This window comes from Ruegeria sp. HKCCD6426 (assembly GCF_057221115.1).
This window is the reverse complement of sequence record NZ_JBWVBF010000006.1, coordinates 265,711-281,284: the sequence shown is the minus strand read 5'-3', so window position 1 is coordinate 281,284 and position 15,574 is coordinate 265,711. Positions and strand designations below refer to the sequence as shown.

Sequence of the window (15,574 nt, the reverse complement as noted above, 5' to 3'; positions counted from 1 at the left end):
GGTTGCCCCGGCTGTCCAGTATCTCGCGTGCGTGAATGTCGATGATCGTGCTCATCGGCGGCCTCTCAAGCGCGAGCCGTCATGGCGCAGGCTGTATCCAGCATTCGATTGGAGAAACCCCATTCGTTGTCGTACCAGCTGAGAATACGAACCATGCCGCCGTCGGTCACGCGGGTCTGCTGAGTGGCAAAAATCGACGAATGCGGGTCGTGATTGAAATCGATCGAGACCAGCGGCTCATCTGTCACGGCCAGAACACCGCGCATCTCGCCCGAGGCCGCTGTACGGATGGCATCGTTGACCTCATCAATTGACACTTCACGCTTGGGCATAAAGCAAAAGTCTACCGCAGATACATTCGGCGTCGGTACCCGGATTGCCGAGCCGTCCAGCTTGCCTTTCAACTGAGGCAGAACTTCCCCCACTGCACGGGCGGCGCCCGTGGATGTCGGAATCATCGACATGGCAGCGGCGCGTGCTCGATACAGGTCCTTGTGCATTGTATCCAAAGTCGGTTGATCTCCGGTATAAGAATGCACTGTCGTCATGTATCCAGTTTCGATGCCGAACGCGTCATCGAGAACCTTGGCGACCGGAGACAGACAATTGGTCGTGCAGCTTGCGTTGGACACGACAACTTCTTTGCCGGTTAAGCTGTGGTGGTTGACGCCGTACACAATGGTTTTGTCCGCGCCGGTGGCCGGAGCAGAGACCAGAACCTTTTTCGAACCGTTTCCAAGATGCTGAACAGCACTTTCGCGCTTGGTGAACAGGCCGGTGCATTCCAGGGCGACATCAACATCCTGCCAGGACAACTTGGCAGGATCACGCTCCGCACTCACGCGGATTTGGCGGCCACCTACCAACAAGGTGTTACCCTCGATTTGAATTTCCGCATCAAGCCGTCCATGGATGCTGTCATATTTCAGCAGATGGGCATTGGTGTCGACCGGCCCCAGATCGTTGATGGCAACGACCGACACGTCGTTCCGTCCCGCTTCAACCAGAGATCTCAGCACGCTGCGGCCAATGCGGCCAAATCCGTTGATGGCTACTTTTACGGTCATGTCTATTCTCCCAATTCCCTTGGTTCCCGCAGATCGAAATGCCGACTCACGAGGCGGCTAAAGCGTTACCGCTAACAATCACTATTCGATCAAAAAGTCAACACTTACGCTCATCATAAGTGGCCTATTTGGCGCAATTCGCGCAAATTCGAACATAATTACCTTGCGAACACACACTTATTCGCGCATTTTTGGTGTACCATAGGAATTTCGAACATGCTGAACCAAAACCGTAAATCCGAGATCCTTCAAATCGCGCAAGACGAAGGCACAATTCGTGTTGAGGATCTTGCGCGCCGTTTTGGTGTGGCCGAACAAACGATCCGGCGGGATCTTGCGCAATTGTCTCAATCCGGTCAGCTTGAGCGCGTGCATGGAGGCGCCGTCGTATCATCGGGCCTCGGAAACCTTGACTATGTACAACGACGCAACCGAAACACCCAAGGCAAGGCAAAGATTGGGAAGGAATGCGCCCGTCATATCCCGAATGGTTCAACCGTATTCATCAACATCGGCACCACGACCGAGGCAGTTGCCCGCGAGATGCTTACTCATTCAGACCTGCTTGTGGTTACCAACAGCCTGAATACCGCCAACATTCTGGCCGCAAACCCCAATATCGAGATTGTCGTTGCCGGGGGGTCGCTGCGGCGAACCGATGGTGGCTTATTGGGCAACCTGACAACGCAGGTCGTTGATCTATTCAAGTTTGACTTTGCAATCATCAGTTGCGCAGGCATTGATGCAGACCTCGATCTGCTTGACTTCGATTTTCAGGAAGTCCGTGCAACCAAATCCATTATCCGTCAGTCGAAATCTGCGCTTGTTGTAGCTGATAGTTCTAAATTCCTGAGATCCGCGCCGGGCCGGATCGGCAATCTTGGCGACGCAGACAAGCTGTTCACCGACGCACCCTTGCCGCCGGAAATGAGCGCGGGACTGGGCGAATTAGAAACATCGGTAATCGTAACTAAAGCCTAAAAAAATGGCCGGACTCCACGTTGAGGAGCCCGGCTAGAGTTTTGATGATTTTGGAAAGTGGTGGTCTTAGAACGACCACCTTAATCCAGCCCGAATATTCGGGCCTTGCGCAGCGTCGCCAAACTCCTGCTCAGCCGTCAGCTCCAGCGTCATGTCGGACAGAAGTTCTTTTTCGTAACCGACCAGCAAGCTTGCGCCGTTAAAGTCTGTCGACGCGAAGGTCAGTGCCTGCGACGTCGAAAAGAGGGTCACATTAGTTGAATCGTCACCGACATTCCGACGCAATACGCCGCTTAGCTGTCCAATGAGAAGGCCACCGCTGTTCAGCGACTTTTCAACCTCAACACCAAGACGAGCCTCGACGACTTCGGTCGTTGTTTCTCCGATAGTGGCGTTGGCGTTCGAACCGGTCTCAGTGTAGGCATCGTCCTGCTGGCTTGTATACCGCACGTCGCCAAAGCCCAGCAGGTCGAAATTGTCACTTACATCAAATGAGCGTTCGACGCCCAGATGCGCTGTCAGCAGGGTGCTGTCGTAGTCGGCATTTGCGTCAGGGCTGCCCGCAATCTGTCGCGAGCTGTCTGTCGACAGCCAACCGTAGCCCAACCCGGCTTCGACTGTGTAGGCACCAAACTGGCGCCCGATTGCGGCGTCCAGGTAGAAACCTGTTGTGTCAAAGTCGTTCGAGTTTTGGTCGCCATCTGCATAAAACACGCCCATACCAACGGCTACGGCCAACCCGTTTTCCAACTGGCCGGAATACCCCGCGCTGCCATTGAAAAGTGTGACGTCAGTCTCAGTGCCGATTTCGGATTCAAACTGGCGTGCTTCAGCATCGATCATAGCGAACGGACGGAACGCACCAAAGGCAGATCCCCACGCGCTGTCCAGTGATCTGCCCTGACTGACCGCCTCGGGGCGATCGAACCGCAAGGCGTTGCTAACGCTGCCGATGACGCTGCCGTAATAAGCCACGACGTCACTGTTTGGTGCGATATCGGCCCCATCCACAACCGCGTAGACGGGTGCGGAACCACCGGGATCTTCAACAAACCACCCGGATCGGCCATCCGAAACAGTGGTCGTGAATGTGCCCGAGCCCGGGGCGGCATCCTCGAAATAAAATATCGCGCTGCCACCTTTTGCATCAAGATTCACGTTGTGATCCTGAACGCGCATCAGACCAGATATCTGATCCTCGGTGTCCACGTTCAACGTGCCGGTCCCAGTACCCAAGAAGATCGCATAGGCATCCCCGCCTTCGGATGAGGCAGAAATCTGACCCACATTTGTGATCACCCCATCGAAGTTTTCAAAGTACAGCCCATAGGCGTCAACCTCAGCGCCGCCTGTCGCCGATGCCGTGATAACGCCAGTGTTCGAGAAATCCCCCTGCATGTTTTCGACCCAGACGCCAGCGGCTAGAGCCATAGCACTGGAAGTACCGTTTCGGATACCGGCAGTCGCACTCAGATGGCCTGAGTTCGAAACATCTGCAGTCACATCGTCATATAGTAGAATGGCCTGAGCCCGTATATCCGCAGAGCCTGTGGCCGAAACCGCAATGCTGCCGCTGTTTGAGACATTTCCTGTCGTGTTGTTACGGATATAGATGCCGCGGGCGCGCGCATTGTCATTTCCAACGCTTGTGGTTTCAATCACACCGGAATTCGAAAGATTGCCGTCGTACCCACCGCGCAAATAGAGTCCGCCACCATACGCCGATGCACTGGTGCCACCATCGGTTTGCACCGAGATTGAACCGGTGTTGTTTAGGTCCCCGGCCATACCGCTAGAAACATATAGACCATAGGCCGCTGCCTCGCTTGTCTGATCAATGGCGACAGCTTGGATCGTCCCGGAGTTGTTGAAATCCCCTGTCAGCCCACCGGAGATGTAGAAACCGGCAACTGTCGCGTCAGAGTATCCTTCGCCGCGCACATTAACTGTTCCAGTGTTGTCAATGTTGCCCGTCATACCACTGCTGACGTACAGGCCGTAGGCTTCGGCTTCTTCTGTCTCGTCCGTGGCCACGGCTTCGATCGAACCGGAGTTGCTGAAATCTCCCGTCAGCCCACCGGAGATGTAATAACCGGCAACTGTCGCGGAAGAGTAGCCTTCGCCGCGTACGTTCACCGTCCCACTGTTGTCAATGCTCCCAGTCATCCCACTGCTGACGTACAAGCCGTAGGCTTCGGCTTCTTCTGTCTCGTCCGTGGCCACGGCCTGGATCGTACCGGAGTTGCTGAAATCCCCTGTCAACCCACCGGAGATGTTGAAACCAGCGACTGTCGCAGAAGAGTAGCCTTCGCCGCGCACGTTCACCATTCCACTATTGTCAATGCTGCCGGTCATTCCATTGTCGACGTACAAGCCATACGCTTCGGCTTCCTCTGATCGATCAGTGGCCACGGCCTGGATCGTACCGGAGTTGCTGAAGTCGCCATCCAGCGCGCCCGAGATGTAGAAACCAGCAACTGTCGCGTCGGAGTAACCTTCGCCGCGCACATTTACCGTTCCGCTATTATCTATGCTCCCGGTCATATCGCTTCCGACGTACAAGCCGTAGGCTTCGGCTTCCGCTGATCGAACAGTGGCCACGGCCTGGATCGTACCGGAGTTGCTGAAGTCGCCATCCAGCGCGCCCGAGATGTAAAAGCCAGCAACTGTCGCCGAAGTTTCGCCCGCGCCGCGCAGATCGATCATTCCACTGCTGCCAATGTTTCCGGTCATGTTACGATTGACGTACAGACCGTAGGCCTCGGCTCCTTCTGTCTCGTCAGTTGCGATAGCTTGGATCGTACCGGAGTTGGTGAAGTTGCCGTCCAAATTGCCTGAAGTGTAGAAACCAGCAACTGTCGCGTCAGAGTAACCTTCGCCGCGCACATTAACCGTTCCGCTATTATTGATGCTCCCGGTCATATCGCCACTTACGTACAGGCCATAGGCTTCGGATTCTTCTGTCTCGTCAGTGGCGACGGCCTGGATCGTACCGGAGTTGCTAAAATCTCCCGTCAACCCACCACGGATGTAGAAACCGGCAACTGTCGCCGAAGAATACCCTTCGCCGCGCACAGTAACCGTTCCGCTATTATCGATGCTCCCGGTCATACCGCCCCTGACGTACAGGCCATAGGCTTCGGATTCTTCTGTCTCGTCAGTGGCGACGGCCTGGATCGTACCGGAGTTGCTAAAATCTCCCGTCAACCCACCACGGATGTAGAAACCGGCAACTGTCGCAGACGAATACCCATCGCCGCGCACATCGACCGTTCCACTGTTGCCAATGTTTCCGGTCATGCCACCGTCGACGTACAATCCATAGGCCTCGGCCTCATCATCGGTTGCATCGACAGCCCGTACAGTAATTGTACCGGTATTGGAGAAATTCCCGTTCAATCCGCCGCCGATTTCGATTCCTGTTGCGGTAGCTGACGAAACCGCCTGCGCAGAAACGGAAATATTGCCACTGTTTAGGATATTACCATCCATCAATCCAACGACACGGAATCCGGACGCAACAGCGCTATCGCTGGTGGAGTTTGCAACCACCGAAATCGATCCGGTGTTTGTGAAATGACCTGCCAGATCTTTGGTCAGAAAAACACCGGACGCAGAAGCATTGGATACAGCATCTGCGCGAACGTTAATGGTGCCACCATTGGAAACATCTCCGGACGCATTATCAGCGACCAACATACCCGTCGCATCGGGTACAGCCGCAAAGGGAGGCGGAGGTGGTGGGCCAAAAGACCCCGCCGAAGTCGAAGCGACATTTATCGTTCCAGTATTGGAAAATGTACCCGAATAGCCGTCACCAAGGGCAATCCCGACCGCCGTCACACTGTTTCCCCCATCCGCACGGACGTCAACGGTTCCGCTATTGGATACGTTTCCGTTGGCAAAACCAACGATGAAAACACCTGCCGCGCGTGCGGCACTCGACGACGCGTCGGCCGCGGCAGTGATTGTTCCGGAGTTGTCAAAATCCCCATTCAGAACATTCTGAAGCTGGACCCCTGCGGCAGACGCCGACGAAAATCCGGCGGCCATCGCCGAAATCGACCCGCTGTTGTTCACATTGCCTGTCACGGCGCTCTGGATTCGAACCCCGGCAGCAACAGCCTGACTTGCACTATCCGTGGCCACAGCAGAGATTGTGCCGGAGTTATTCAAATCGGCGTTCAACGAGCGTTGGACTTCAATACCTACGGCAAGCAAGGATGTTGCGTCCGCGGCAATTGCCGAAATGGTGCCGCTATTTGTGATATTGCCGTCTACATCATCGACGAACAGAAATCCTAACGCCTCTGCATCGCTGGAGCCGGTTGCATTTGCGGACGCCGTAACTGTCCCCGAATTGAGTACAGAGCCCCCTGCCTCTACGCCATTCACAAAAACGGCACCAAGGGCGCTTGCATTACCACCGGATGTAACGCTGGCTGCCGCAGTGACAGTTCCGGTATTGACAAAGGCACCGGAATAATCGCCAAGCATCAGGAAACCAAGCGCAGCGGCAGAACTTGTACTGTTTGCCGTGATATCAATTACGCCATTGTTCACGATCTGGCCGGTTGACGACAGATTCCCGTTCAAGAGCACACCAAACCCCACCGAGCTGCCCGGAGCCGGACCGGTAATGGTTCCATCGTTGGTAAAGACGCTTGTGTAGTCGGTGGCGATTTCAACGGACGGACCACCGCCCGTGGTCAGATTGACGGCCCCTGTCGATGTAATCGTATTGTCTTCGTCCACGGCGAACACGGCGCGTGTGTTTTGTGGCGCTGTAATCTCGGCAGCCGTTGCGATCCCCACAGAAAGCGCTGCAACCGATGCAGATGCTAAAAACAGCGACGGCGCGACGCTGGCCACCCGCCCTTTCCATTTCAAAACACGACCACCGCGTGCCACGCAGGACCGCGCGCGCACAACTGTACCTTTACTCATCTCCGACAACCCCTCGGATATTCTTTTGTTAATATTTTGTTAAACGATAAGTAGAGCCGAAGCTGGGCACAATTATGACCCGCGCCTAAAGCCTGAAATTTTTCAAGCTATGGCAGAGATCACACAATGCCTCTCGAATTGAGACAAAATGATCCGCAAAACCTGACGCGTGGACGACGCCGCCAGAATGCTCTAACACGTGGGGGTTATCGGGATTTGTTGCGGTCGCCAAACCCACAATCACTGCTTAAATGAGGTTACTATTATGGCAAAGCAGCAGCAGGTATCGGTGCAGGACGCATTTACGCAAGCCATGTCACATTACGAGCAGGGACAGTTGCAGCAATCTGTCAATCTGTTCTCTGAAATTATTCGCGCGGCACCGCAATATGCTCCAGCGCATCACATGTTGGGGTTGATTGCTTTTCAGGCCGGACAAATTGATCCAGCTGTCAACGCCTTGACCCAGGCCGTCAAATTACAGCCGGAAAACGTGCAGTTTCTAACCAATTTTATCGAAATCCTCCGCTCGGCCGGACGCCTGGACCAGGCCCGTGAGGTTGGCGAGCGCGCGGTGCGTCTCGCCCCTGGCAGCGCGGCTGCGCATTCGAATCTGGGGTTGGTTTTTTACGATCTGAAAGATCTGGATCAGGCCCAGGCCTCGCAACAAAGGGCCGTAGCCCTTGCGCCCGAGTTTGATCGTGCAATCAACAATCTCGGCAGCATTGCACGCGACACCGGCGACCGTGAAAAAGCCGTCCAGTTTTATGAGAAAGCGCTAAGGGTCAACCCGAATTCCTCTGAAACCGCAAACAACCTTGTGTCGGTTCTGATCGAGTTTGAAAGGATCGCCGACGCCCGCAAGCTTTGCGAAGGCTTGCTTGAACAGTTTCCAAAAAATGCGGAATTGCACCGTAACTTCGGGCGCCTGTTCTCGTTGGAAAGCCAAATGGACAAGGCCGAGGCCGCATTCCGGAATGCCATTTCTCTGGACGGGAAAAAGGCGGATAGCTACGTTGGACTATCTCAGGTTCTGTTTGAAAAGAACCATCCGAAACTGGCATTGATCGAAGCCGAGCAGGCCCTGCGCTTGGACCCGGAAAATGCGGTCGCCTGCCATCAGGCCGCCTTGGTCAAAGCCCATCTTGGGGATGTGGAAGCCGCAATCAATCTGTATCACAAGGCGATCGAGCTAAAACCTGAATTGACGGCAAGCCGGCTTGCCTTGGGGCATCTTGCCCTGGAACAGGGTGACTTTGACACCGCGCGCCAGTTTTTCGAAGCCGCTGCAGAAACCAGTGACGACCAACTGAGCGCGTGGATTGCCTTGGCTCGGCTGGAAAAGATAACAGAAGACAGCCCGATCTTTCGCGCGCTTGAGGCAGAACAGCCCATGTCGAAGGCCATGTTGCCCCAAAAAGCGGTCGCTTATCATTTCGCAATGGGGGACTGCTACGAAAAACTGGGTCGTCATGATGAAGCGTTTGGAAGTTTCGCGAAGGGAGCCCAGCTCAAGCGGTCCTTGGTATCGTATGATCCGGCGGAAACCGACACATTGACCGACGACCTGATTGCGACGTTCGACGCTACTATGATCGAACGGCTGCATGCTTGCGCCAATTCCGATGCCACTCCGATTTTCGTGGTCGGAATGCCGCGTTCCGGTACCACGCTGACGGAATCCATTCTGAATGCGCACCCGGACGTTATTGGTGCCGGAGAATTGAACGACCTCCAGAACTTGTTCGGTAGGATGGATGACGGATCGTCAAACGTGCCTCTCTCCGTTAGGTCGATGTCTGACAGCACTTTGACACGACGTGCGGAAGATTACCTTGACGCCTTGAAATCACACGGCCCGGACGCGCGGCATGTGGTCGACAAAATGCCTGCGAATTTCCAAATGATCGGATTAATTCATGGCATTTTTCCCAATGCAAAGATCATTCACATTGCCCGCAACCCGCTTGATACATGCCTTTCGTGCTACACTCGCTTGTTCGAGCGCAGTCAGCTGCATAGTTACGACCAAGTCGAATTGGGTCAATATTTCAACAATTACGTGCGCGTCATGAACCATTGGAAGGAAACGCTACCGCAGGGAGCATTCCATTCCATTCGATATGAAGACTTGGTCGATGACATCGAGACCGTGGCACGCGGGATCATCGAGTATTGCGGCCTGGACTGGACCGATTCCTGTCTGGAGTTCCACTCGGCCAAGAGACGGGTGCGTACAGCCAGCGTACAGCAGGTTCGCCAACCGCTTTATTCTTCGTCGAAAGCAAAATGGCGTCGGTACGAGGCACACTTGCAGCCGCTGATCGAAACCATCGGTTCAAATCAGATATTGTTCTGACAATCCGCCGCGACCCGTTCACCCGGCTACGTCGGCCTCAGCTAAATCACTAGGGACAGAGGCTGGCGTGAATTGTGGATATACATAGGTTTGGTGTCAGCTTGGCTGTTGCGTGCGGAAATGCTGTTGAACACTTATTTGTGCTGCTCCCCCGAACAGATCCAGGCAGAGTTCGATTTACGAGATTTACGCTGCTGCGACCACTCCGATTGTCGCCAAACGATGCGGGCGTGATCTCGACCGCCACGCTTGTTAACTTGAAGGATGCCACCGTTTCGCACTCGGTTCGCAGACGCCCAGGCAATCGACGGCGCGTGCTGCAATTTGATCGATAATGTCGGGCAGATCGCGCGGCCCAAGATAAAAGGCGGGAACCGGCGGCATGATCACTGCGCCCATTTCTGTCGCGGCAGTCATGTTCCGCAGATGAGCCAGAGTCAGCGGCGCTTCCCGAGCCAACAAAATCAGACGTCTGCGCTCCTTAAGCTGCACACTTGCCGCGCGTGTAAGCAGGTTGTCGTCCAGGCCAAGCGAGATTGCAGCAAGCGTTCGCATTGAACACGGCGCAACAATCATACCGGCCACCGGAACCGACCCTGACGCAATACTGGCACCGACGTCGGCGGTCGCGTGGTGGCGGGTTACCAGATCGCGCAGTTCGTCAATTGCGCCCGCGCCGCACTCCTGCGCAAGCGTTAAGTTGGCCGCAGGGCTGACAACAAGGTCGATCTCGATGCCCTGCGAGGCCAACTTTCGCGCCACAGCAAGGCTGAGCACCGCGCCGGACGCACCGGAAACCCCCAAAATGACTCGTGCATCTGTCATCGGTTCAGCTCCGGTAAAAGCTTGTCCAGCAGATCGGTCGCAAAGGCGCTGTCCGCGTCCGAGGTCTGCATAACCTCCCCCCATTCCCGGCTCGTTTCGCTGCCGATCTTGGTGGTAGCGTCAATGCCCATTTTACCGGCCAATCCAGGCTGAGGAGAAGCAAAGTCGAGATAGTCCATCGGGGTGTTTTCCAGTAGCATCACATCGCGAACGGGATCCATGCGTGTCGCCAATGCCCAGGCAATATCATCCCAATTTCTGGGGTTAATGTCCGAATCCACGGCGACAATCATCTTGGTGTAGCTAAACTGCGGCAACATCCCCCAAAGCGCCATCATCACGCGGCGCGCTTGTCCGGGATACCGCTTATCGATGCTGACGACGGCGATGCGGTATGAACAGGCAGCAGGCGGCAGCCAGAGATCGCGAACCTCGGGTATTTGGGCTCGGATTGTTGGCAGAGCGAGTTTGTTGAACACCTCTCCGATGATCGCAGGTTCATCTGGTGGGCGACCGGTATAAGTGGACAGATACAAAGGCGCGTCGCGGTGTGTCAGCGCACTGACATGCATGACAGGAAATGGCTCTGCCGGGTTGTAATATCCGGTGTGGTCACCAAACGGGCCTTCGGGTGCGGTTTCGTTGGGGGAGACCCAGCCTTCCAACACGATCTCAGCGTCTGCGGGAACCAACAGAGGCACCGTTTTGGCAGGCACAAGCCGGGGGCGAGCGCCGTTCAAAGCCCCCGCAAATGTCAGTTCGGATACGGCTTCGGGCAAAGGCAGCGCTGCCGACAGAAGGGTCGCGGGGTTTGCACCCAGAACGATTGCCACGGGCATCTTCTCATTTCGCTGAACCCAGCTCCGATGGTGCGCGGCCCCTCCGCGATGCTGCAGCCAGCGCATGATCAAGCGGTTCTGACTAAGGACCTGAACACGATAGACGCCGGCATTATAGCTTCCGACGTTATCCGGCTCACTGTCGTAGGGCCGCGTTACAACCACTGGCCAGGTGATGAGTGGGCCCGCGTCGCCCGGCCAGTGCGTCTGAACAGGCAGTGCGCGCAAGTCCACGTCAGCGTCATTGTGGATGACACTTTGAACTGGTGCCGATTTGACAACTTTCGGCCGCGTCGCAAGAGCTGCTTTCAGCATCGGCCATCGTGACAGCGCGTCACGCAGTCCGTCAGGTGGTTCCGGGGCTCGGAGGGCGGCCAGAAATTCCCCAAGGTCGTCCAGACCTTCAATCGAAACACCAAGCCCGACGGCGACACGTTCGGCAGTGCCGAAGAGGTTCACAACGACAGGAATGTCCGATCGACCGCCCGGGCCATTCATTGGCTGATCGAACTGCAGAACCGGTCCATTCGCCTCCAGCACGGCACGATGGACGGCGGTCATCTGATGGCGCACTGAAACCGGGTCAGGCACAGCTTTGAACTGCCCGGTCTCCTGGCACCAAGCAAGGAAATGCCGAAGACTGGGATATGGTGGGAAATTTCGAATGGGTCTGCTCCGGAGATCTTCCCTTTCCCCTAACAGCGGAACTGCAGGCCACACTTGACAACGGTCAATTCGCCGAGACCGGATGCAGCCTAGGAAAGCAGCGTGCACAAATTCGTTGAGGCTGCAGGAGGTCTGTTTGTCCGATCCTCAAAACCTGATACCGCATTGCCCAGCCGCACTGGCGGCGGCGCTGCGGGTTATTCCACTCGCGCCGCTGTCCCTGTCTCTGACTGCGTTTTCCCGCAAAATCGCAAAGAACAATCCTGGCATGTTCAACCGTCTCGGTGAATATGGCCGGACCGACTTTGTTCTCGATCCGACCGATCTGCCAATCGTCCTTTGCCTTAATCCAAATGGCGGTCTGCCCACTGTCAAACTCACCCGACGGCAGGCTGAAGGCGCCGCTCGAATTTCCGGCCCCCTGGCTGCGTTGCTTGGATTGGTTCACGGTGCATTTGATGGCGACGCCCTGTTTTTCTCGCGCGATCTTGTGATCGAAGGCGACACCAGTGCAGCACTGGCCTTGCGCAATGCAATAGACGATGCGGAACTGGATCTTGCGCAGGAGGCGGCAGCGCTGTCGGGACCATTCGCGCGCCCGGTTCAGCAGTTGATTGCCCTTGCAGAGCGCCAGACGGGGCTTTGTCTGACCCGACCAGAGGATGCCGTAATATGGTGATGGAAATTGTTTGCCCGGCCGGGACGCCTGCCGCACTGCGTGCGGCTGTCAAGGCGGGCGCGCATACTGTCTATTGTGGCTTCAATGACGAAACCAATGCGCGCAACTTTCCCGGCCTGAATTTCGACCGGGCGGAAATGCGCGAAGGCGTGGCCTTTGCCCATTCACATGGCGCCAAAGTGCTTGTCGCCATAAACACTTTTCCCCGCGCCGGTGATGAGGCGATCTGGCACCGCGCAGTTGGCGATGCCGAAACTTGCGGCGCAGATGCGGTGATCCTGGCCGATCTGGGGTTGCTGGATTACACGGCGCGCAACCACCCCGAATTGCGTCGACACCTATCGGTGCAGGCGGCGGCAGCGAATGCCGATGCGGTCAATTTTTATGCCAATACCTTTGGTGTCAAACGGGTGGTTCTACCCCGCGTCCTGTCAGTGCCCGAGATTGCCGCAATCAACTCTGAAACCGAGGTAGAGACCGAGGTGTTTGTCTTTGGCGGCCTCTGCGTGATGGCCGAGGGCCGATGCTCGCTGTCGTCCTATGCTACTGGTTTGTCGCCCAATATGAACGGTGTCTGTTCGCCGGCCAGTCATGTGGAATACAGCGAAGATCAGGGGGTTCTGGATGCCCGGCTTGGCGGCTATCTCATCCACCGGGTCGAGAAAGGGCAGCCCGCGCCCTACCCCACGCTATGCAAAGGGTGTTTCTCGGCAGGTGACAAGACCGGCCACCTTTTCGAAGATCCCGTCAGCCTGAACGCCGAAAGGCTGATCCCGCAATTGCAGAAGGCCGGGGTCACAGCCTTGAAAATCGAAGGCCGGCAACGGTCGAAATCATATGTCGCGCAAGTTGTGCGGAATTTCCGCGCAGCTGTTGATGCGTTGGAAGCGGGCCAGCCAATGCCCGAAGGCATGCTAGCGCGTTTGTCCGAAGGTCAGGCCATGACCACCGGCGCCTACAAAAAGACGTGGAGATAGGGCGATGGAACTGACAGTTGGACCCAACCAATTCTTTTGGCCTGCCGATACTTGGAGTGGCTTCTATGATGATCTGACCCAGTCCCCGGTAGACCGTGTTGTGATCGGGGAACTCGTTTGTTCAAAACGATTACCATTTTATCAGGATCGTATCCCCGAAGCGATTTCCAAGCTGGTTGAGGCCGGCAAGGACGTTGCCCTGACCAGCCTCGCCCTGGTGACGTTAAAGCGCGAACGCAAGCTGACTGCCGAACTGGCGGAAATGGGTGTCACGGTTGAAATCAACGACCTGACGGCAATGGCGTACCTGCCCGAAAACGCTGAGTTTACGGTCGGTCCCTTGGTGAACGTTTATAATGAGGGCACGTTAAAATGGCTGGCCTCTCGCGGCGCAAAACGCGTTTGCCTGCCCCCGGAATTACCTCTGGGTTCGGTTGAAACACTTGTAAATGCAGCCACTGATCTGGGCGTCGCGATAGAAGTCTGGGGGCATGGGCGCCTGCCACTGGCCATCTCCGGGCGGTGTTATCACGCGCGCCTGCATGGGCGCACCAAAGACAATTGCCAGTTCGCCTGCGAAGATGATCCCGACGGTCTGGACGTGCTCACCCGAGACGGCAAGCCGTTCATGGCGATGAATGGAGTGCAAACTCTGTCGGACAGTTATGCCTGTACCGATCATCAAATCGAGCTGCTGCGCTCGGTCGGTGTCTCGGCCCTGCGCCTGTCGCCGCAATCGCACGGGTTCGTGCAGCTGTGTAAGCTTTATCGCCAACGCGTTGACCAGAACCTGACCCCAGGGGAATTGGCGAAAGAGGTCCTCTCTTCTGATGCCGGTATTCGCCTAAGCGATGGGTTTCTGTCCGGCGCATACGGTGCAGAGTGGTCCGGCAGCTAAAGCCCGTGGCTGCCGCATCGGGCGACAACAGGTTCTTTCGAGATTTCTGGGAGGCTCCGCATCGCCCGCTATTCTCGGCTGCCATTTTGTGCGCTCTGCTCACTATAGCCTGGTGGCCGCTGGGAGTTCACCTTGGCCTACCCGGGCCAGGTTTTGACCCCATAGTCATCTGGCATGTTCATGAACTAATCTTCGGTTTTGCCGCAGCCGCAATCGGAGGTTACCTGCTTACGGCGCTTCCGTCCTGGACGGGAAAGCCGCCCATTCGCGGGCGCGTTTTAAAAGCGCTGTTGTATTTTTGGGTTTCCGCACGCCTGGCTTTGGCTCTGGCTTCCCATGTTCCAACTACATTGCTTTTCTCGCTCAATGCTGGGTATTTTCTGCTGCTGGCCGGGATCATCGGCGCTCAGTTGCTGTCAACCGGCATTTACAACAAGCTCGGATTCTTGTTCGCAATACTCGGTCTTGGTGCGGGCGAGGCCCTGTTTCTGCGAGCCGCCCTGGCTGGGTCGCCTTGGGTCAGCCTGACAACGGCTCAAACCTTGCTGATCGGTATCGTCATGCTTATGGCCAGCGTTGGAATGAAGGCAATCCCCGCCTTTACTTACAACTGGCTTGCGCTGAACCGGCGCGAAATCCGAGTACGCCGGGATTCAACACAGTTGAGAGCTCTGGTGCACGTACTATTAGGAATAACGATTGGCGCCAAACTGATCGGTCTTCATGCCACGGCCAATATTGCGATGATTGCCGCTGCGTTGGCATTACTTATTGCCATGTGCGGATGGCAAAGCATCTCAGCACTTTCCAATCCCTTATTGGCCGCCTTGCACCTTGCATTCTTCTGGCTACCAATTGGCCTGATGTTAGTTGGAGTTGCGAGCTTTTCACCTGCAACATACCCAATAATTGACGCGATTCACGCCATCACAATCGGAGGAATGTCGGGACTTACAATGGCAATTTCCGGGAGAGCGGCAGCTCATGCTCCGGATGGTACAATGCAAGCCACGTTTGGTTTCACGATTGGCTTCCTGCTAAATTGGATCGCGACCTGGATCCGTCTGGCTGCGCCTTTCTTTCCTGAAACACCGATGGTGACAACGGCTGCAGCAATGTGGTGCTTGGGTTGGTTAGCGTTTGCGGTTGGTTTCTTACCGGCTCTGACCCGGCCCTTGCATCGCCCGGTTCTCAGCGGCAAACGGCATCCGGAGTAGGCAGAGAGCGTTGCGCAAGAAGATCACATTTTCTAGCCATATTGACATTATAGGTACACAATATGCGCAACAACCAATTCACGCTGAAAGTTTGTCCGTTTCGATGGTTCGTGAGGTTG

Annotated in this window: 10 protein-coding genes; 6 read left to right on the top strand and 4 right to left on the bottom strand. The window is 55.9% G+C overall.

Annotated elements, in window-relative coordinates; genetic code table 11:
- Positions 1-65: 65 nt before the first annotated feature.
- Positions 66-1,067, bottom strand: a complete 1,002-nt coding sequence (gene gap / locus AC2TDA_RS18015; protein ID WP_480850212.1) for a type I glyceraldehyde-3-phosphate dehydrogenase — start codon at positions 1,065-1,067, stop codon at positions 66-68.
- A 216-nt stretch (positions 1,068-1,283) separates the two neighbouring features.
- On the opposite strand from gap, the gene AC2TDA_RS18010 reads away from it, so the two are divergent.
- A complete protein-coding gene (locus tag AC2TDA_RS18010; RefSeq protein ID WP_480880109.1) occupies positions 1,284-2,048 on the top strand; it encodes a DeoR/GlpR family DNA-binding transcription regulator in 765 nt (254 codons plus the stop codon).
- A gap of 66 nt (positions 2,049-2,114) precedes the next feature.
- On the opposite strand, the gene AC2TDA_RS18005 is transcribed toward AC2TDA_RS18010, so the two are convergent.
- The gene (locus AC2TDA_RS18005; protein ID WP_480880108.1) at positions 2,115-6,995 is read right to left on the bottom strand and encodes a hypothetical protein; all 4,881 of its coding nucleotides are present in this window, start codon (positions 6,993-6,995) and stop codon (positions 2,115-2,117) included.
- A gap of 265 nt (positions 6,996-7,260) precedes the next feature.
- On the opposite strand from AC2TDA_RS18005, the gene AC2TDA_RS18000 reads away from it, so the two are divergent.
- Entirely contained in the window at positions 7,261-9,354 is a 2,094-nt protein-coding gene (locus AC2TDA_RS18000; protein WP_480880107.1) for a tetratricopeptide repeat-containing sulfotransferase family protein, read from the top strand.
- Between the two features lie 252 nt (positions 9,355-9,606).
- Here the strand turns inward: AC2TDA_RS18000 and AC2TDA_RS17995 are convergent, their stop codons facing one another.
- Together AC2TDA_RS17995 and AC2TDA_RS17990 are read right to left on the bottom strand one after the other, a co-directional pair.
- Positions 9,607-10,179, bottom strand: coding sequence for a UbiX family flavin prenyltransferase (locus AC2TDA_RS17995; protein ID WP_480880106.1), 573 nt, complete (start codon positions 10,177-10,179; stop codon positions 9,607-9,609).
- Positions 10,176-11,684, bottom strand: a complete 1,509-nt coding sequence (locus AC2TDA_RS17990) for a UbiD family decarboxylase (RefSeq protein ID WP_480880118.1) — start codon at positions 11,682-11,684, stop codon at positions 10,176-10,178. Before AC2TDA_RS17990 ends, AC2TDA_RS17995 begins: the two co-directional genes overlap by 4 nt.
- A gap of 136 nt (positions 11,685-11,820) precedes the next feature.
- Here AC2TDA_RS17990 and ubiT point away from each other — a divergent pair, with 136 nt between their 5' ends.
- From ubiT to AC2TDA_RS17970, 4 genes are read left to right on the top strand one after another with little or no spacing between them, the layout of a single operon-like run.
- Positions 11,821-12,363 carry a ubiquinone anaerobic biosynthesis accessory factor UbiT gene (ubiT, locus tag AC2TDA_RS17985; protein ID WP_480850222.1) on the top strand — a complete coding sequence of 181 codons (543 nt, stop codon included), beginning with the start codon at positions 11,821-11,823 and terminating at the stop codon, positions 12,361-12,363.
- Complete coding sequence (ubiU, locus tag AC2TDA_RS17980; RefSeq protein ID WP_480880117.1) at positions 12,363-13,340, top strand: ubiquinone anaerobic biosynthesis protein UbiU; 978 nt, start codon at positions 12,363-12,365, stop codon at positions 13,338-13,340. The genes ubiT and ubiU overlap by 1 nt, the downstream gene beginning before the upstream one ends.
- A 4-nt stretch (positions 13,341-13,344) precedes the next feature.
- Positions 13,345-14,238, top strand: a complete 894-nt coding sequence (ubiV, locus tag AC2TDA_RS17975) for a ubiquinone anaerobic biosynthesis protein UbiV (RefSeq protein WP_480880104.1) — start codon at positions 13,345-13,347, stop codon at positions 14,236-14,238.
- 5 nt (positions 14,239-14,243) lie between these two features.
- Entirely contained in the window at positions 14,244-15,455 is a 1,212-nt protein-coding gene (locus AC2TDA_RS17970; protein ID WP_480880102.1) for an NnrS family protein, read from the top strand.
- Positions 15,456-15,574 lie beyond the last annotated feature (119 nt).

Coding starts and splice junctions, on each gene's coding strand:
- gap (WP_480850212.1), bottom strand. CDS start 1,067: ATGACCGTAAAAGTAGCCATCAACGGATTTGGCCGCATTGGCCGCAGC.
- AC2TDA_RS18010 (WP_480880109.1), top strand. CDS start 1,284: ATGCTGAACCAAAACCGTAAATCCGAGATCCTTCAAATCGCGCAAGAC.
- AC2TDA_RS18005 (WP_480880108.1), bottom strand. CDS start 6,995: ATGAGTAAAGGTACAGTTGTGCGCGCGCGGTCCTGCGTGGCACGCGGT.
- AC2TDA_RS18000 (WP_480880107.1), top strand. CDS start 7,261: ATGGCAAAGCAGCAGCAGGTATCGGTGCAGGACGCATTTACGCAAGCC.
- AC2TDA_RS17995 (WP_480880106.1), bottom strand. CDS start 10,179: ATGACAGATGCACGAGTCATTTTGGGGGTTTCCGGTGCGTCCGGCGCG.
- ubiU (WP_480880117.1), top strand. CDS start 12,363: ATGGAAATTGTTTGCCCGGCCGGGACGCCTGCCGCACTGCGTGCGGCT.
- ubiV (WP_480880104.1), top strand. CDS start 13,345: ATGGAACTGACAGTTGGACCCAACCAATTCTTTTGGCCTGCCGATACT.